Annotated in this window: 17 protein-coding genes; 12 read left to right on the top strand and 5 right to left on the bottom strand. The window is 55.0% G+C overall.

What is annotated here, in order from left to right; genetic code table 11:
* The first annotated feature begins 10 nt into the window (after window positions 1–10).
* On the top strand, window positions 11–709 hold the full coding sequence (locus ABSE13_RS03835; RefSeq protein WP_424027169.1) for a molybdopterin-dependent oxidoreductase: 699 nt from the start codon (window positions 11–13) through the stop codon (window positions 707–709).
* Window positions 710–739: 30 nt separating this feature from the next.
* Here the strand turns inward: ABSE13_RS03835 and ABSE13_RS03830 are convergent, their stop codons facing one another.
* The gene (locus tag ABSE13_RS03830; protein ID WP_424027168.1) at window positions 740–1,009 is read right to left on the bottom strand and encodes a DUF4405 domain-containing protein; all 270 of its coding nucleotides are present in this window, start codon (window positions 1,007–1,009) and stop codon (window positions 740–742) included.
* A 186-nt stretch (window positions 1,010–1,195) separates the two neighbouring features.
* Here ABSE13_RS03830 and ABSE13_RS03825 point away from each other — a divergent pair, with 186 nt between their 5' ends.
* The 6 genes from ABSE13_RS03825 to ABSE13_RS03800 all read left to right on the top strand — a co-directional run bounded on the left by ABSE13_RS03825 (window position 1,196) and on the right by ABSE13_RS03800 (window position 7,826).
* Window positions 1,196–3,205, top strand: coding sequence for an ATP-dependent DNA helicase (locus ABSE13_RS03825; RefSeq protein WP_424027248.1), 2,010 nt, complete (start codon window positions 1,196–1,198; stop codon window positions 3,203–3,205).
* Window positions 3,193–3,651 (top strand): methylated-DNA--[protein]-cysteine S-methyltransferase, encoded by a 459-nt coding sequence (locus tag ABSE13_RS03820; RefSeq protein WP_424027167.1) that lies wholly within the window; start codon window positions 3,193–3,195, stop codon window positions 3,649–3,651. Before ABSE13_RS03825 ends, ABSE13_RS03820 begins: the two co-directional genes overlap by 13 nt.
* A gap of 147 nt (window positions 3,652–3,798) precedes the next feature.
* Window positions 3,799–4,722, top strand: coding sequence for a ketopantoate reductase family protein (locus ABSE13_RS03815; protein ID WP_424027166.1), 924 nt, complete (start codon window positions 3,799–3,801; stop codon window positions 4,720–4,722).
* 3 nt (window positions 4,723–4,725) lie between these two features.
* Entirely contained in the window at window positions 4,726–5,313 is a 588-nt protein-coding gene (gene mobA, locus ABSE13_RS03810) for a molybdenum cofactor guanylyltransferase (RefSeq protein WP_424027247.1), read from the top strand.
* Window positions 5,314–5,493: 180 nt separating this feature from the next.
* Window positions 5,494–6,348 carry a PAS domain-containing protein gene (locus ABSE13_RS03805; RefSeq protein WP_424027165.1) on the top strand — a complete coding sequence of 285 codons (855 nt, stop codon included), beginning with the start codon at window positions 5,494–5,496 and terminating at the stop codon, window positions 6,346–6,348.
* A complete protein-coding gene (locus ABSE13_RS03800; protein ID WP_424027164.1) occupies window positions 6,345–7,826 on the top strand; it encodes a sensor histidine kinase in 1,482 nt (493 codons plus the stop codon). Before ABSE13_RS03805 ends, ABSE13_RS03800 begins: the two co-directional genes overlap by 4 nt.
* Window positions 7,827–7,907: 81 nt before the next feature.
* On the opposite strand, the gene ABSE13_RS03795 is transcribed toward ABSE13_RS03800, so the two are convergent.
* Window positions 7,908–8,672: a dihydroorotate dehydrogenase electron transfer subunit gene (locus ABSE13_RS03795; protein ID WP_424027163.1), complete on the bottom strand. Its 765-nt coding sequence runs from the start codon at window positions 8,670–8,672 to the stop codon at window positions 7,908–7,910.
* On the bottom strand, window positions 8,665–9,552 hold the full coding sequence (locus ABSE13_RS03790) for a dihydroorotate dehydrogenase (RefSeq protein WP_424027162.1): 888 nt from the start codon (window positions 9,550–9,552) through the stop codon (window positions 8,665–8,667). The genes ABSE13_RS03795 and ABSE13_RS03790 overlap by 8 nt, the downstream gene beginning before the upstream one ends.
* Before the next feature lie 51 nt (window positions 9,553–9,603).
* Between ABSE13_RS03790 and ABSE13_RS03785 the strand changes: the two genes are divergently transcribed.
* The 5 genes from ABSE13_RS03785 to ABSE13_RS03765 all read left to right on the top strand — a co-directional run bounded on the left by ABSE13_RS03785 (window position 9,604) and on the right by ABSE13_RS03765 (window position 15,850).
* A complete protein-coding gene (locus ABSE13_RS03785; RefSeq protein ID WP_424027161.1) occupies window positions 9,604–10,467 on the top strand; it encodes a malate dehydrogenase in 864 nt (287 codons plus the stop codon).
* A gap of 40 nt (window positions 10,468–10,507) precedes the next feature.
* Window positions 10,508–13,072, top strand: a complete 2,565-nt coding sequence (locus tag ABSE13_RS03780; RefSeq protein WP_424027160.1) for a DNA-directed DNA polymerase — start codon at window positions 10,508–10,510, stop codon at window positions 13,070–13,072.
* Window positions 13,073–13,174: 102 nt separating this feature from the next.
* Window positions 13,175–13,681 carry a YeeE/YedE thiosulfate transporter family protein gene (locus tag ABSE13_RS03775; protein ID WP_424027159.1) on the top strand — a complete coding sequence of 169 codons (507 nt, stop codon included), beginning with the start codon at window positions 13,175–13,177 and terminating at the stop codon, window positions 13,679–13,681.
* A gap of 5 nt (window positions 13,682–13,686) precedes the next feature.
* Window positions 13,687–14,244 (top strand): YeeE/YedE thiosulfate transporter family protein, encoded by a 558-nt coding sequence (locus ABSE13_RS03770; RefSeq protein WP_424027158.1) that lies wholly within the window; start codon window positions 13,687–13,689, stop codon window positions 14,242–14,244.
* 271 nt (window positions 14,245–14,515) lie between these two features.
* Window positions 14,516–15,850 (top strand): PAS domain S-box protein, encoded by a 1,335-nt coding sequence (locus tag ABSE13_RS03765; RefSeq protein ID WP_424027157.1) that lies wholly within the window; start codon window positions 14,516–14,518, stop codon window positions 15,848–15,850.
* A 72-nt stretch (window positions 15,851–15,922) separates the two neighbouring features.
* Here the strand turns inward: ABSE13_RS03765 and uvrB are convergent, their stop codons facing one another.
* Window positions 15,923–17,872 carry an excinuclease ABC subunit UvrB gene (gene uvrB, locus ABSE13_RS03760; protein WP_424027156.1) on the bottom strand — a complete coding sequence of 650 codons (1,950 nt, stop codon included), beginning with the start codon at window positions 17,870–17,872 and terminating at the stop codon, window positions 15,923–15,925.
* Between the two features lie 200 nt (window positions 17,873–18,072).
* Entirely contained in the window at window positions 18,073–18,267 is a 195-nt protein-coding gene (locus ABSE13_RS03755; protein ID WP_424027155.1) for a hypothetical protein, read from the bottom strand.
* Window positions 18,268–18,288: the final 21 nt, after the last annotated feature.

The following is an 18,288-nucleotide window of genomic DNA, read 5'->3' as shown; positions in this document are numbered from 1 at the left end:
ATCACCACCCATGGACAAACGCATCATTCCTGCAACTGTGCTGGCCATACTCATAGTAGTTATCATCGCCGTCCTGATCTTCCGGTTCCCGGCCAGCCTGGCCGGTACGGGCACGGGAGGGGGGCCCACTCAGCTTGCGCCGGTCGAAGTACGGGCGTACCAGGGAAAAGATCTCTCCTCGGTCAATGATTTCCATGAAAATTCCATTGCCGGCCCCCAGCACATCAACATCACGGATTACCGGCTTACCGTGACAGGCCTGACAAACCGGACCGTCGTATACACGTATGACGAGGTGCTCGCACAGCACACCCATTACTCAAAAGTAGTCACGCTCCACTGCGTAGAGGGTTGGGATGCAACTATCCTCTGGGAGGGGGTGCTTGTCCGGGACCTCATTGCTGATGCCGGGGCCGATCCCCGGGCGAACACGGTGGTATTCACAGCGTATGACGGGTACACAACCTCGTTCCCGATCAGTTATTTCACGCAGAACGATATCATCATGGCTTACCGCATGAACAATATCACGATGCCTGCTGAGAGAGGTTACCCGTTCGAGCTGGTGGCTGAAGACAAATGGGGATACAAGTGGATCAAGTGGATTGAGAAGATCGAGCTCACTGATGATCCGTCATACCGGGGATACTGGGAACAGCGGGGCTATTCCAATTCCGGCGATCTGAACGAGAGTTTCTCGGGAAATTAATTTTTCAGGAAATGGACGGGCACAGAACGATTAATCTTTTTGCCGGGTTCCGCCCAGCACTTTTTTTGTCATACCGATAATCCAGGTGCGGTTCAGGTACAGGTGCACGAGCACCAGCAGACCGAGCAGGATACCTGACCAGTCATGCAGATCTGATATCAGTGCAGATGGCAGGATCAGGTTGTTGAGACCGGTCATTTGCAGGAGCAGGGAGAATTTTAACAGTCCGGTCACAAAACATATCGCGAACGTGACGCCCAGCGCGAGATCCACAGACCATTTCAGCATTTTTGTATCCATCTGATTGCAACCTCTTGTACCCTCACTTGGGAGCAAAAGGTTATGGAAGTTTGGGAGATGCTGGCCAATCAGGGTGCAAAGAGGTTGATTCAGTACACAGGGAGCAAGCAATACTTTTTCGCTCGTTCATTTTCACATCCCCTTCCGTTGCCCATAAAACCCGGCAGCACCAATGATACTCCGGCAATGGACAGCATCGACTCCTTTTTCCCTTACAGCGAATACCGGCCCGGCCAACGTCACATGCTTGAGGTCTCGGCGCAGGTAGCACGCGAAGGCGGGATCGCGATGATCGATGCCCCGACCGGCTCCGGGAAGTCGAGCGTAGTCGCCGCACTTCTCGCCGAACGTAAGGGCCGGAAGATCGTGATCGCGGTCCGGACGGTCAGCCAGCTCACCACGTTCATCCGCGAGCTTGAACTCGTGAAGCGGAAGCAGCCTCAGGTCAAAACCGTGTACCTTGTGGGCAAGGGGAGCATGTGCCCGCTGGCCGGCGAGGGCGACGTATACCGGCGGTGTGAAGGAGTCAAGGCGTTCTCGAATTCGCTGATGAGGGACCGGGCCGAGAAAGGGGCGATGATCCCGGCTAAGGACCCGTTCATCATCCAGCAGATCCGGCGCATGGACAAGGAGCACCCGCTTCTCTGTCCGTATTACATTGGCAGCAAGATGTTCGTGCAGGCCGAAGGCGTTGGCGTCCGGATGGTACCCTCCACCGAGCTCCGGAACAAGGCCGACCGCGTGATCGCAAACCCCGTTCCCCCGCGGGAGCTCGCGGAGTACAGCGCAGGAATATGCCCGTACGAGCTGATGATGCACGCCGCGAAGAATACCGATGTTGTGATCCTCAACTATCACCACCTCTTCGACCGGGATATCCGTGAGCAGCTCTATGCGAACCTGAACGTTGAGCCGCAGGATGTGCTCCTTCTCATCGACGAGGCGCACAACTGCGGCGACGTGATCACCGGCATCGAGAGCGTCACGCTGGAAGAGCGTGACCTCGAACAGGCATCGAGGGAATTATCCGGCATGCAAAAACGCCACAAGGGGGCGGAGGCAGTCCGGCACGTGCTCCCCCGGCTCACGGAGTTCATCCGGGGCCTTGCCAACTCAACCGAGGCGGAAGACTGGTTCGATCCCGCGATCTTCGACCGGATGATCATCAGGGAGTCGCTCTACAAGCATATGGACGAGATCGTGGACGATCTCATGGGCCTTGCCGAGACGATCCGGGAAAAGAACCAGAAATCCGGGGAGTTCCGCGAGACCGCGATCGAGCGTCTCACCGAGTTCCTTGTCCGGCTCTCCAATTCTGCCACTGACCCGGCATTCCTGACCGTATACCGCAAGGAGGAGTCCGGGATCACCCTCGAAGTCAGGAACATCGACCCGGCTGCCTCACTTACGGAAGTCTGCGGATCGCACGCGTGCTGTATCCTGATCTCGGGCACGCTCTCACCGGTCGAGAGCTTCAAAAATTACTATTTTGGGAAGACAAAGGTCACGACCATCGCTCTGCCCAACGCATTCCCGAAAGAGAACAGGGTCGTAGCCTGTGCAAACGACATCACCACCGCGTACTCGATGCGCCAGAACAAGGATAATACCAATAAAATTGTTGATTATATCCGGTCATTCTCAGCGCTGAAAGGCAACCGGGCGATTTACTTCCCGAGCTACCAGATCCTCGAATCCTACGCAGATCTCGCGGTCCCGCATATCCGGGGGAAGAAGATCTTCATCGAGCCGCGGGATGCAGCCAATGCCAGCGCCGCGCTTACTGAGTTCCTCTCCCTGCCGTCACGGCGGGAATCGGGCGTGATGTTTGCGGTCTGCGGCGGGAAATGGAGCGAGGGGCTCGATTACCGGGGCGAAATGCTCTCCGGGGCGATGGTGATCGGTCTGCCGCTCGCCCCGTTCAACCGCGTACGCAGGATGATGATCGAGTATTTCCGGCACAAATTCGGCGGCGAAGGCGAGTTCCTCTGCTACACCCTGCCTGCCGTCAACCGGTCGCTCCAGGCGCTCGGCCGGGTTCTCCGGACACCGGAGGATCGCGGCGTGCTCGTGCTGGGCGAAAAAAGATTCCTGGAAAAACGGGTGCGGGATGCCCTGCCGGGATGGATGCAGGAAGAGATGATCGTATGCGACCACGAACGGTTCCGTGAGGTACTGGCAGAATGGAAATCCTGAGCGGCTCCTGCCGGCTGGGACTCTGGTATGTCCAGGTATACTGGAGCGGAAATACAATCCACCGCATCCGCTTTGCCACGACCGCTGCTCCGGGCGATGTCCCGCTACTGATCCGGCAGTTCTGTGCCGGCCGGGCAGTAGATCTCCGGCCGCTCGAGAGTATCGCAATCCATGATGACACCGTATACAGCCGGATCTACCGGGAAGTCCGGGAGATACCCTGCGGAAAGACGGCAACGTACGGGGAGATCGCACAACGGATCGGCACCTCCCCCCGCGTAGTGGGGCAGGCAATGGCCCGCAACCCCACACCGCTCGTGATACCCTGCCACCGTGTCGTGGCAGCGGATGGCATCGGGGGGTTCTCTCCTTCGGTAGAGATCAAGGAGGCCCTTCTTGCTATGGAGAAAAAGATGCTCCGTAAAGACCGGGCCGTACCTGCGTAAACTACTACATACAGGAAATCCAATAATTCCGGGACAATGCGGGCAGAAGCAGGCGCACGCCGGCAATTTCTCCCGATCCACGATCATCATCAGTCTTCAGAGATCAACAAGGGCCCCGGGCAGAGGCCATAAGGAACGATGCATCATATGAAAATTCTCGTCCTCGGTGCGGGTGCAGTAGGGTTATCCGTAGCAGCAAAACTTTCCGCGGTATGCGATGTACATGCGGTCTGCCGTAAAAGCAGCGCTGATGCGATCACCGAAAACGGTTTCACCTTGACCGGGATATGGGGCGAAGGAATATTCCGGTTCAGTGCATCTGAATCGGCTCCACAGAACAACAGGTTCGATTATGTCATTATCTCCTCAAAATCCCAGGATACCGAACATATATGCAGGCAGTTCGCGTCCCTGATCCGGAACACCGAGACGGTCAGCCTCCAGAACGGGATCGGCAACGAGGAGATTATCAGCGGGTTCACGGACCGGGTGATCGGGGGCATGATCATCACCGGTTTTGAATGGCGTGGCGATGCCGCGGTCCATGTCTCCGTTGAGGCAGGGCCCATGATGATCGGGAGGTTCCCTGAGGGTCTCGATAAGCCTGTTGAACAGCTCGCGGGTATCCTGCGGAGTGCCGGCATCCGTGTCGGAACCAGCAGGTCCATCCGGTCTGAACTCTGGGGAAAGACCCTGTACAATTGTGCCCTCAACCCGCTTGGGGCAGTAATGGGAGTCACGTATGGAAAACTCGCTCACCCGGCATCCTGGCGGATTATCGAAAACATCGCGCACGAAACATTCCAGGTCGTGGCAGCTGAAGGTGTGCAGCTGCCATGGGCAACCGCAGAGGAATACCTGGGATATCTCAAAGACGTGCAGATCCCGGCAACAGCGCTCCACCACTCTTCCATGCTGCAGGATATTTCGCGGGGGAGAAAAACCGAGATCGATTTCCTGAACGGAGCGGTGGTAACAAAGGCCTGCCAGCATGGGATTCCGGCCCCGTACAACTCTGCAATCGTCGACCTGATCAGGTTCCGCGAATCCCTTGCAGCAGAGGGGGACTAAATGATGCGATCCGCGGTGATCCTTGTCGGCGGGGAGGCCCGGCGGGCCAACGGGCAGGAGAAATATTTCTTCATCTACCAGGGCAGGACCTTCATCGAACGGCTTATCGATACGCTCCGGAAGGTCACGGATGAGATCATCCTCGTGGCCCGTGACCCCTCGCAGTGTGAACGGTTCCGCGATCTCGAACCGGTAACCTGTATCACCGATATCCGGCAGGGAATTGGCCCCATTGGCGGTCTTCATGCAGGCACTCTAGCCGCACACGGGGATTTCCTGTTCGTCACGGCCTGCGATATGCCCTGCATCGAAGCTGATGTGGTATCGCACCTTTTTGAGACGATCGGCGACCACGATGCAGCAATCCCCTGCTGGTGCGAGGAGATGATCGAACCCCTCCATGCGGTGTACCGGAGGAGTGCGCTGCTGGACTACCTCAGGAGCCACGATTCGCTCTCGCTCCGTCCTATGATCCGGTCGATTAATACCCGCTATGTCCCCGTGGACGAACTCAGACCCTATGATCCGGCTCTCCGGACATTCACCAACATCAACAAACTCGAAGATCTCGAACGGATCAACAGGCCGTGAACCCCGGGTATTTCTCACGTGCCCCTGCCGGGTTTACCCGGATTTGCAATTCCAGCTCGCAGACTTCGGAGAATCCGCGATCAGATGCCTTAAAGATATATGTGATGAGATCATCGGTTAGTACTATAGCGTACCAAAATACACTACAGAAATCACATAGTTCAAACCGGGGAATTGCGTTTGATAAGACATCTGTCCACTGAGAATGAAGAAGTCCTGCGCCTGTTCATCATTGCAGCGGCATGCATCGGGGCAATTCTCACTACCATATTCTCCCTGACCCACGGTATATTTGAAGTCTTTCCCTTTCTCTACATTCTTCCTATTATCCTCGCTGTCTATTTTTACCCGAAACGGGCTGTGCTCTTTTCTCTTGGTATCAGCCTGATGTACATCAGCCTCATCTACCTCTTCGGGTTCACCAATCCAGGCCTCATCGCCATTGCCACTGCATGGTTTGCCATCTTCATGACGATCGGAGTAGTTGCTTCATCCTACGCAAACCAGCTGATCGAGGAGCGGAGCAGGATAAGGACCATTCTCGAAAATTCCCAGGATGGTATTTTCTGCTTTGATCTGGAGTCCGAAGAGATCCTCGAGATCAATCCGAAATGTGCCCTGTGGTTAAAATATGACCGGGCGGACCTGATCGGCCGGAACCTTGGATCGGTCTGGTCCGAGCCTGCAGAGCGGGAACAGTTCGTTGCACGGGTAAGATCCGGGCAGCCGGAACAGGAAACCGAGGGGGTATTCAGGTCGAAGGATGGCACTCTCCTCAGGCTGGTAATCTCGGCGGTACTGGTGACCCGGAACCGTGTCCTCTGTTCTGCTATTGATATCACCGGCAGCAAGATCGTGGACGAGGAGATCCGGAGAACTCTTGAAGATCTCGAGGAGCAGGTCAGGGCCCGGACTGCGCACCTGGAAAAGATCAACGAGGAACTCCAAGCCGAGATCCTTGAAAGGCGGCGTTTCGAGAAGACGATCCTGGCCAGGCAGGAAAAAGACCGGAGAGATGCGGAGGATGATGAATGACTCCTGCTGAAATAGTGAAAGGACCGCGTTCATTCATCGGCAGTATAGCCGGCATCGCAGGGATCATCATCACGTCCCTGTTTGCCATATATTCCACCATCTATTCCCTGACGCACGGGATTTACGAAGTGTTCCCCTTCCTGTATTTCCTGCCGATCATCATCTTTGTCTACCTGTACCCGAACAGGGGTGTAATCTTCTCGCTCATCCTCAGCACGATCTTCCTCCTGCTTGTGTACGATTTCAGCAGCTTCAACCCGACGCTGATTGCAGTCTCGACCGCATGGTTTGTGATCTTTGTCACCATCGGCGTTGTCACATCGTCATTTGCAGAAGGGCTCAGGACGGAAGAACGGAAATACCGGGGTATTTTCGAGAACTCCCAGGCAGGTATTTTCACGTTTGATCTTTCTACCCTCAGGATCCGTGAAATCAACATGAAATGCGCCCGCATGCTCATGTATGAGAGAGACGATCTCCGGGAAGTTGATCTTTCCCGGATTCTTGCCGGGCCCGGGGAGAGGGAGCGATTTATACAGGAGATCCGGACCCGGATCCAGACGGGTGACATGGAACTCCATTTCACCACACGTGACGATGCAACCCGGCAGTTCCTTGTCTCTGCATCGCTTGGAGCAAACAATCTCGTGATCTGCTCGGTGATCGACATAACTGAGCGGAAACTCGCAGAGAAAGTGATCCAGAAGGCACGGGACGATCTGGAACTGCGGGTACGGGAGAGAACCGACGAACTCACCCGGGCGAATGAGATTCTCAAGGCAGAGATCCAGGAGCGCAAACGGTTCGAGGCGGCAATCCAGCTTGCAAACCGTAAGCTCAATACCCTGTCATCCATTACCCGGCACGATATCCTCAACCAAATCACCGCGATTGTCATGTACCTCTCGCTTGCAGAAGAGGTTGAGACCAACCCGACCGTACTTGAGCATCTCCACAAGATCGATCAGATCACCCAGCTGATCCAGAAACAGATCCGGTTTACCCGGGATTACCAGAATATCGGTGCAAGCTCTCCCCAGTGGCAGAACGTGGCTGACACGGTTGAGAGTGCGATCAAGAACCTTGATACGGGAACCGTCAGGGTGGAAACGGAACTTGGCAGTCTTGAAATCTACGCGGATTACCTGCTTGAGAAAGTATTCTACAACCTTGTCGAAAACTCCCAGCGGCACGGGGAAAAAATCACGGTATGCAGGGTCTCATATAAGATGCAGGAAGACGGAGTCACCATTATCTACGAAGACGATGGTGTCGGAGTTCCAGCTGCAGTCAAGGAGAAAATTTTCCGACGCGAATATTACCGGAACACGGGCTATGGGTTGTTTTTATCCCTGGAGATCCTCAGCATTACGGGTCTTTCCATAAAAGAGACCGGTGAACAGGGTAAGGGAGCCCGGTTCGAGATCCATGTGCCAAAGGAAGCCTTCCGGTTCGATACACACGAAACAACAACATAAGAAAAAGATCGGCCGGGGTCCGGGGCATCTGTATTTTTCCGTTGATTGCCGGGGGAGGTTCCGGCAAACATTACCGGTGGATCAAAGATTCTTTTTCCTGCCGCTTGCATCCCGCAGGTAGTGGCCGAACTCACTTTTCTGTAAAAGATCCCCGGAGAAGACCGGGCCGTCCCGGCAGACCCTGAGGCCGGACGGGTCAATACAGCAGGACCCGCAGACACCAACCCCGCATTTCATGTACCTGTGGAGCGAGAACTCAGTCTTGTGCGCAAGGCCTTTCTCTGCGACCTTGGCAAGTACGGCCCACATCATGATCTCCGGCCCGCAGACCGCCAGACGGTCATAGGACGCGAGATTGAGATCATCCATCAGGGCCGTGACAAAACCATGGTGGCCCATTGTACCGTCATCCGTTGCAATCAGGACATCCGTGCATTCATCGAGCTGGTCAAGGAAGAGGAGTTCGTTCTCGGTCCGCGCACCGAGCAGCAGGGTCATGACGCAGTCAGCCTTTGCAAGGGGGAGGAGCGGGGCCGCACCGACACCTCCGGCAATCGCAAGTACTTTCTCGCCCTTGGTAAACCCGTTGCCAAACGGACCGCGGATCCCAAGCAGTTCGCCCGGGGCCATACCGGACAACGCAGCCGTCGCATCCCCGACAACCTGCACCGTGATACTGTTTGCAGACGAGAGGGCCATGGGGATCTCGTCCACTCCTGGCACCCAGACCATGACAAACTGGCCCGGGTTGAAGACAAACGGGGGTTCGAAGAAGAATGTCAGTATATTCGGGGTCTCATTTTTTATCCGTTTAATAGTGACCGTCATCGGAATCCCGTCAGCCATGGGCGCACCCCACGATATCCTCAGAACGGATCCCGTCCTTTGCATACAGATCTTTCCGGATAGTCTCAAACACGTTCACATTCCCGAAGACCGCGCTGCCAACCTCAACCGCTGATGCTCCTGCCATCATCATCTCTATAACATTATCAGCGGTCGCGATCCCGCCGCAGCCGATGATGGGGATATCAACAGATTCAAAGAGTTCATAGACGCACCTGACCGCGATCGGGAAGATCGCGCTTCCCGAAAGCCCTCCGAACCGGTTCCCGAGTACCGGGCGGCGGAGACCGGTAGAGATCCGCATCGCCTTGACCGTATTGATCGCCACGATCGCACTTGCCCCGCCTGCTTCCGCCGCCTTCCCGATCGCGGTGATGTCCGTAACGTTCGGTGTGAGTTTCACCCAGGTCGGGACGCCGGTGCTGCTCACTGCTTTTGTGCAGGCTTTTACAAGCGCCGGGTCGCTTCCAATCGCCGCCCCGTAGCCTTCGGCATGGGGGCAGGAAAGGTTCAGCTCGATACCGGCAACTTTCCCGGCAAACCATCCGGCAACCGTTGCAAATTCTTCGGGATTACCGCCGAAAATACTGGCAACCACGGGCCTTTTGGCAAGCGTTGTGATCTCGTCGACAAATTCCATTGACGGGTTTGGAAGGCCCATCGCATTCAGGAGCCCGTCCTCAAGGACGACAAGGCACGGCCCGCTGTGCCCGTCCTTGGGATGAGGACCAATCGATTTGGTCACTACGCCGCCTGCCCCGAGATTCAGCATGCGCTGGAGCGATGCCCCCGTAGTACCCAGGACCCCGGCTGCCAGCAGGATGTGATTTGACAGCGGCACGCCACCCACAGTTACCGGTTCCGGCCTGATCGATACCATCCATCAGGAAATGGTCGTTATTTATTATTAGCATACCCATATTGTAACCTGATGACGCGCCTTGCGGTAGTGGGAGTGGGAAGGATCGGCGGGGAGGTCGCGTACCTTGCTTCGATTCTCGGTATAGCCGACGAGCTGATCCTGTACGACAGCGCTCCCGGACTGCTGAAGGCGCAGGTGCTCGATCTGCTGCATACGGGTATCGAAATTCACGTGAGCACCGACAAAAGCGATGTGAAAGGGGCGGATATCTGCGTATTTTCCGCAGGAATTCCCCGCAATCCTTCCGTAAAAACCCGGGCAGACCTGCTCGCCGCAAACCTTCCTGTCACCCAGGAGATCGCAGGAATGCTGGAGGATTTTGCCGGCATCCTGATCACCGTGACCAACCCGATGGATGTGAATAACTACTTCCTGCACCAGATCACCGGGATCCCGCGGGAACGCTGTATCGGATTCGGCGGCCAGCTTGACAGCGCCAGGTTCAGGCTTGCACTGAAGAACCGTGGAATTGCCGGCACCCCGTTCGTGATAGGTGAACATGGTGAGCACCAGGTGCCGGTCTTCTCACGGCTTGCCGGAGCCGTAGATGATTCAAAGCGGGACGAGATCCTCACTGGACTCCGGGGATCCAGCATGGAAGTGATCCGGGGCAAAGGTGGTACCGTATTCGGCCCTGCCTTCCATATAAGCCAGCTGATCCGGATGATCGCGGAGGACCGCCGGGATCTGATCGCCTGCTCATCAGTGCTTGACGGGGAGTACGGGTTATCCGGTTGCTCTCTTGGGGTTCCGGCACGGATCGGGCAGGGCGGGATCCACGCGGTTGAAGAGTGGACACTGGATGCATGGGAGCAGGAGAAAATGGCAGAAGCGGGACGCTTCGCTTCAGGGCTCTGTAAAGGCATGGTGTAGGGACATGGCCTCACAATCGCAATTGACAATGGAAAATTGTATGAATGCACCTAGTACACTCGATCATCCTGCCGACAGTATCTCTATTGCCATCAACCAGGTGGAGTACAGCAAGGTACCAGGCGGCCCGGTTATCCACGTCTTCGGCCGCGATGCTAAGGGGAAGGCTATCCGGATCGACGTAACCGGGTTCCGGCCCTATTTCTATATCCCAGCCGAAGAGGCGGAATCAAAACAAATTCCCTCTAATGCCAATCTCGAGCCCGATATTTTATACCGCTCAATCCGGGGCGAGCCGCTCCGCAGGCTTTACACGGACCAGCCGACTGATGTCCGTGAAGTTCGAAACCAGTTCCGGCACTTCGAAGCCGACATCCCGTTTGCCACCCGGTTTATGATCGACTGCGGACTGACTGGCGGGATGTCCATACCGATAGCAACAACGGACAACAAGGATCTCAGCCCGGAGGTAGTTGACTATCCTGCCAAACACTCCAACATTGACTACGGGCTGACTGGAGGAGCGTCTGCTCCCGATATTACTGTAGATTATAAAGATCTCATACCAGCCGAAGTGGACGCTCCCGCCAGATCCTGCATCATCGATATCGAATGTGAAGACGAGCGGGGTTTTCCGGACCCCCAGCGGGATGCTATCATCTGCATTACCGCATTCGATTCATTCAAGAAGGATTACATGACGTTTTTGCTGTTCAAAGGAGGAACGCCAACTTCTATCATTGAACAGCAGGCAGCCGGCGGACTTGTGAACGAGTGTTTCCGGAAAGAAAGGCACACCATATGTACCTACGAAACCGAGGTGGACATGCTCAGGGCGTTGGTCACGTATATTGCCGAGCGCGACCCGGACGTCCTCTCAGGTTGGAACTTCACTGATTTCGACATGCGCTACATTACTGATCGGATGGAGGTTCTCAAACTCCAGCCGTCTCAGTTCGCACGACTCTCTGGATGGTCGGACCGGAGTGCGTTGCGGGGCCGGGCGCTTTTCGATCTCCTTAATGCATACAAAAAGATGCACCTGAGCCAGAAGGAGTCGTACCGGCTCGATGCGGTCGCCCTTGAAGAAGTCGGCGAGCAGAAAGTGCGGTACACCGGAACGATCTCTGATCTATGGAGGAACCAGCCGGCTCTGCTCGTTGAGTATAACTTCAAGGATGTCGAGCTCTGTGTCAAGATTAACAATAAAGACAACATTATAGAATTTTACCGGGAGATTGCCCGTTACGTAGGCTGCCCTCTGGACAAGACCCTTAACTCATCGAGCGTGGTCGATGTTTTTGTCCTTCGGAAAGCATTCAACAAATACGTTCTGCCCTCGAAAGGGTTTGTTAATGCTGAGGAGTTTGAAGGAGCGACCGTCTTCGAACCGAGCAGGGGCGTCCGAGAGAACGTCGTGGTACTCGACCTTAAGTCCCTGTACCCGATGGCGATGATGACGATCAACGCGTCAATGGAGACCAAGGATCCGAATGGCGAACTCCATGCTCCAAACGGCATCCGGTTCCGTAAACAGCCGGACGGGTTGACCCGGAGTATCATCTCAGACTTGCTCAAGGAACGGGATGAAAAAAAGGCCCTCCGTAACACGTTCCCGTTCGGTTCGCCGCAGTATATCCTCTACGATATGCAGCAGAACGTGCTCAAGGTCATCATGAATACGTATTATGGAGTAAGCGGGTACCCACGGTTCCGGCTCTTCGACCGGGAGATAGGTTCTGCAGCAACTTCTGTCGGACGTGCGATCATCGAACACACCCGGCGCGTGATCGAGCAGCAGGGCTACAAAGTTATTTACGGAGATACAGACTCCTGCATGGTCCAACTCGCAAAAGATCTCGACAAGGAGCAGACCATCGTGCTCGCCAGACAGATCGAGAAACGCCTAAATGAAAGTTATGCAGAATTTGCAAAGAATGAACTGAACGCGGACTATCACTTCTTCTCCATCAAATTCGAGAAGATCTATGCCAGATTCTTCCAGGCTGGGAAAAAGAAAAGATACGCTGGCTCGCTCGTCTGGAAAGAGGGGAAGGACGTACATGAGACTGACATTGTTGGCTTTGAGATCCGGCGCAGCGACACCCCCCAAATCACAAAGGATGTTCAGCAGCACGTGATGGTAATGATTCTTGATGGAAAAGGGAGAGAAGAGATTCGAAAATATCTGATAGACGAAGTAAAAAAATATAGATCAGGTGATTATCCCCTAGATAAGATTGGTATTCCAGGTGGAATCGGAAAGGATCTCAATGATTATGACATAGATGATGCACATATTCGTGGTGCGAAATATTCGAATGACCACCTCGGGACTACATTTGGTAAAGGTAGTAAGCCAAAACGCGTATACATCAAAAATATTGACCCGGATTCTAAATATCCCCCGACCAATGTAATTTGTTTTGAATATGGTGATCAGGTTCCAAAAGAATTTCATGTCGATTTAGATTTGATGTTAGAAAAAACATTACAACAACCAATTTCCCGTATTATCGAAGCTCTTGGATGGGATTGGAATGAACTTTTAAATCCAAATAAAAAAATCACAACGGGAACGACATTCGATCAATGGGGGTCATGAATGAGAAATGATCGAGGCGCTCGGCTGGGACTGGAATGATGTCGACCCGTCGCGGACAACGCTCGCCCAGTGGGGACTCGGCTAAGGGGGGATGACCTGCCTGTGGCGTTCTGGTCCCCGTACCTGGTGGGTGCCGGTATCGGCATCCTTGCCTGCCTCTCGTTTGTCTTTGCCCGCCACCCGCTCGGCTGCACTACTGCGTTTGTCAAGGTACGGGGCCTGATCGATCGGGTGCTGGACCGGACGGTTGTCGAGCGGCTGGAATATTACCGTCTCTTTGTGCCTGCCATTGACGGCCAGGTGATGGTGATCGCGGGGATCGTGATTGGCGCCGGGATTGCCGCACTGCTGCTGCCTCAGGCTGGCACCGGACCGGTCCCCTCGCTCTGGGCAGCCACGTTCGGCCCATCCCTCCTTGTCAGGCTGGCCATTGCATTCATCGGGGGAATGCTCCTGATCATCGGTGCCCGCTGGGCAGGGGGCTGCATGTGCGGCCACGGGATCAGCGGCACCGCCCAGCTCTCGGTAGCAAGTTACCTCACTCTTTTCGCTACATTTTTTTCCGGAATCGCCGTAGCTCTTGTGCTGTTCCGGCTGGCGGGGGTGTGATCGCGATGGCTGAACAGACCCCGGCCACCGCATCGGGCCAGAGGATTACCGGGCTTCTGATCGGGCTCGCATTCGGGATCCTGCTTTATGAAGGGGGCCTTGCCAGTTATGATGTCATCGAAGGGCAGCTCCTGATGCGGGATTTTACCTTTCTGAAAGTACTCCTGTCGGCTATGATCGTGGCAACAGCCGGGTTCTCCATACTCTGCCGGGCCGGGCTCGCAGAGCGCAAAACAATGCACCCGTCGCTTGGCACGCACCTTGCCGGAGGCCTGATCATGGGAGCAGGATTTGCTCTCCTCGGCTATGGCCCGGCATCAGTTCTTGCAGCCGCAGGTGCCGGGTACCCGGATGCACTGGCAGGACTCATCGGTATCCTGTTCGGCGCCGGCCTGTTTGCACGCAGCATCTACCCGGTGATCAGCAGGAGATTCCTTGGGTACCGGAAACTGGACCGGATGACCCTGCCGGATCTCTTCAGGCTGGGAGAGTGCAGTGTCGTCATTCTGGTCATCATAGTACTGCTCTTTGTGCTCTGGCTCATCACTACGAGGATTGTATAAAAAGTGACGTGAAACCGAATTGGCGCAATCACGGATACGGGATCGTTATATAAATGTTAATGATATTTTTGGTGCAGGGAAATAACCCGGGTATTTCCCCCAGATTCCGGAACAAAAACCGCTTTTTGACTCTACGATAACGATCCAAATCAAAACCATTTAATAGCGATTCGGGCAATTGAGTTTCATATATTCCGGTAGCGGGAATTTTTAACGCGGCAAAACGGATACATGACGGGAAAGGCTGGGTGAGGGGTTGACCAACGGGAATATGTTTGTTGAAAGGGAAGAGAGCCTTTCGAATCTCTGGCTCTTCATAGTACTGAATACCACGGTCCTCGCACTGCTGATCAACATCCTCTCCCTTCATTACGGGAACAACGATGTTGCCCCCAACCTCTTCTACATCCCGGTCGTGATTGCGGCATACTGGTACCCGAACCGGGGCCCGCTCTTTGCAGTAATCATATCCCTTGCTTACATGGGCATGGTCTGGTATTTCCTCGGACCAATCGTATCCGTTCTCGTGGCGTCCTCCGTGACATGTTATGTCCTGATCGGGGTCTCGGTCGTAGTCTCAAGCCTTGCCACCCATATGCGCAGGAATGAAGTCAAATACCGGGGACTCTTCAACCATTCCCAGGCAGGCGTCGGTCTCATCGATCTTGGTACCCTCAAAATCCAGGAGGTCAATCACCGGTTTTCCACCATGCTCGGGCATTCGGAAGAAGAGGCCATTCTTATCCCGTTCGGCGATCTCTTCATGGATGCGGAGAAGCGCGACATCTTCTTCCGGAACCTCAAAACCCATGGCAGTGTTGAGAACTACGAAGTGAGATTACGATCCAAAAACGAGGGCAGCAGGTGGATGCTGATCTCTGCGGGGACGCTCCCGGAGAGCCAGTTTGTAGCCAATATCATTGATATCACCGACCGCAAGCATGCGGAGCTGGCCCTGCTGATCAAGGATCATGCCATCAGCTCATCGATAAATGCCATAACGATCCTTGACCTTGATTTCAGGATCACCTACACGAACCAGTCCATGCTCAAACTCATGGAATACCATCACGAGAACGAGTTCATAGGCAGAAGTGCAGGCGATTTCTTCAACTCCTCCCAACAATTCGATGAAGTCAGGGATGCAGTGACCGGGAACAGCAGCTGGTTCGGGGAGCGGGTTCTGTTAAAATACAACAAATCGCCATTCTATGTGCTCCTCTGGGTGAACATGGTCCGGGATGATACGGGAACACCCATCTGTATCATGGCCTCATTCATCGATATCACCGATCGCAAGCAGATGGAGGCTGTGAAAAGAGAGTCGCTCGAGCAGATCGAGAAGAATATCGAGCAGTTCGCTATCCTTGGGGACCATATCCGCAACCCGCTGGCAGTCATCGTGGGCCTCTCGAGCATGGCACCCGGGGATATCACAGACAAGATCATCCTGCAGGCACGGGAGATCGACCGGATCGTCACCCAGCTGGACAAGGGATGGATCGAGTCCGAGAATGTCAGGGGCTTTATCAAAAAGTATTACATGGTCGGGACGAACGGCTCGGACGAGACAGATACCGGCACCGGCGGGATTGCGAAACCCTGATGCCGGGGCCCGGCGCCCGGACACAACCCGATTCTCTTCTGCCGGCCCGGCATCGTTTCCGGGCACTGCGTGTTATGATGATGCAGTAGATTTCCCGCTCAGCCGCTCGTTGAGTTTTTTGATCTGGTCCCGTAGGGCAATCGCCTTTTCGAACTCCAGCATTTCCGCTGCGTCACTCATCTGTTTCTCGAGCTCGATCACTACGTTCGGAATCTCATTCTTCGGCACATGTTTCGTATCGCTGATCTCGACTTCTTTCTCCTTGACCGGCTTGATGATGGTTTTCGGGGTGATATGGTGTTTTTTGTTGAACGCAACCTGCAGCTCGCGGCGTCGCTTTGTCTCGGCGATTGCCCGCTTCATGGAATCGGTCATGTTGTCAGCGTAGAGTATGACCTTTGCATGCACGTTCCGTGCAGCCCGCCCGATGATCTGGATCAGGCTGCGTGCATCGCGGAGGAAGCCTTCCTTGTCTGCGTCGAGGATCCCGATGAACCCGACCTCCGGAATGTCGAGCCCTTCCCGGAGGAGATTGATCCCGACAAGGACATCGAATTTGCCAAGGCGCAGCTGACGGATGATCTCGCTGCGCTCAAGGGTCTGGATCTCCGAGTGGAGGTACCGGGTCCGGATGCCCTGGTCGGACAGGAACTCGGAAAGCTCCTCGGCCAGCTTCTTTGTCAGGGTCGTGATGAGGACCCGGTCCCCGCGGGCGATCGTATCCCGCACTTCGCGGATGATATCGTCAGTCTGGCCCTCGATGGGGCGCACTTCCACATTCGGGTCGACGAGGCCGGTCGGGCGGATGATCTGTTCGACCGGCTTTCCTGACTTCTTCAGCTCATAGTCGCCCGGGGTGGCAGAGACAAAGACCACGTTTCCCATGTACTGCTCGAACTCGTGGAATTTCAGGGGACGGTTGTCGTACGCGCTCGGCAGCCGGAAACCATAATCGATCAGGGATTTCTTCCGGGACCGGTCGCCATTGTACATCCCGTGGAGCTGGGGGATCATCTGGTGGCTCTCATCGATGATCAGCAGGAAGTCGTCCGGGAAATAGTCGAGAAGACAGTACGGTTTCTCCCCGGCGCTTCTGCCGTCGAAGTGGCGGGAATAGTTCTCGATGCCCTTGCAGGACCCGGTCTCCTCGATCATCTCGATGTCGTACCGGGTTCTCTGCTCGAGCCGGTGGGCCTCGATCATGCCGAGCGTAGGTAATACTTCGTCAAGCTCGCTCTGGATAGACGCGATCGCGCTCTTCCGGGCACTGTCCGGCGTCACAAAGTGGCGGGCCGGGTATACGAAGAAATAGGTCATCTCCTCTTTTTTTGCGCCCGTGATCCGGTCCACCTCGCGGATGCGCTCGATCTCGTCCCCGAAGAGCTCGATCCGGATGATGTTGTTGAAGTACCCGGGCACGAGATCGATCGTATCCCCCTTGACCCGGAACCGGCCGGGCAGGAGCTCGAGGTCGTTGCGCTGGAACTGGATGTCGAGGAGCCGGCTCATGATCTCGTTTCTTGAGATCTTCTGGCCGACCGAGAGATCGAACCCCATGTTCCGGAAATTTTCCGGGTTGCCAAGACCATAGATGCAGGAAACCGAGGCGACTACGATCACATCTTTCCGGAACGAGAGCGAAGCGGTGGCAGACAGCCGGAGCATCTCGATCTTGGGGTTGATCGCGGAGTCCTTCTCGATGTACTGGTCCTTTGACGGGATGTAGGACTCCGGCTGGTAGTAGTCGTAGTAGGAGACGAAGTACTCGACCCGGTTATGGGGGAAGAAATCGCAGAATTCCTGGTAGAGCTGGGCGGCAAGCGTCTTGTTGTGGGCAAGGACGAGCGTGGGCTTGCCTGTTGCCGCGATCACATTGGCCATCGTGAAGGTCTTGCCGGAGCCGGTAACACCAAGCAGGGTCTGGTACTGCTCGCCCTGCACGAGACCTTCGGTCAGCGTTTTGATCGCTTCCGGCTGCGAACCGGCCGGGGCAAAGGTTGAGACGAGCTGAAATTCTGTCACGGTGCTTAGGATCTCGGATTGTGATATTAAAAGGGATCGGGATGCGGCAGGAAGGTGAACAGGATGAGCCGGCCAGAATAGGAAAACGGGTTCTGTTAACTTGTTATGAGATCATCAAATTTTACATCCCTGAAAAAATATACGATCCCTCAACAAGTTAACAGAACCGGGGCTGAAATAGTACAATTACCCAAAATAAATTATTTCTTCACGATAAGCGTGTGTTTGTCCTTATCGACCTTGTAGGATTTCGGGCGTTCGAGCAGGTCGAGCGCGTTGATCTTCATGTCAACGAGTTCGATATAATTGAAGGACTCGGACTTCTTCGCGCCCGATTCATCCCAGAAGACAACGATCCCGTTCTCCATCTTTTTGCTGCTGACAATATCATGCATACAGTCCAATCAGGAACAGGA

The sequence above is a fragment of the Methanoregula sp. genome, from assembly GCF_049518935.1.
Classification (GTDB): Archaea; Halobacteriota; Methanomicrobia; order Methanomicrobiales; family Methanospirillaceae; genus Methanoregula.
The sequence above is the reverse complement of the archived record's forward strand: the minus strand, read 5'-3'. Positions and strand labels throughout refer to the sequence as shown.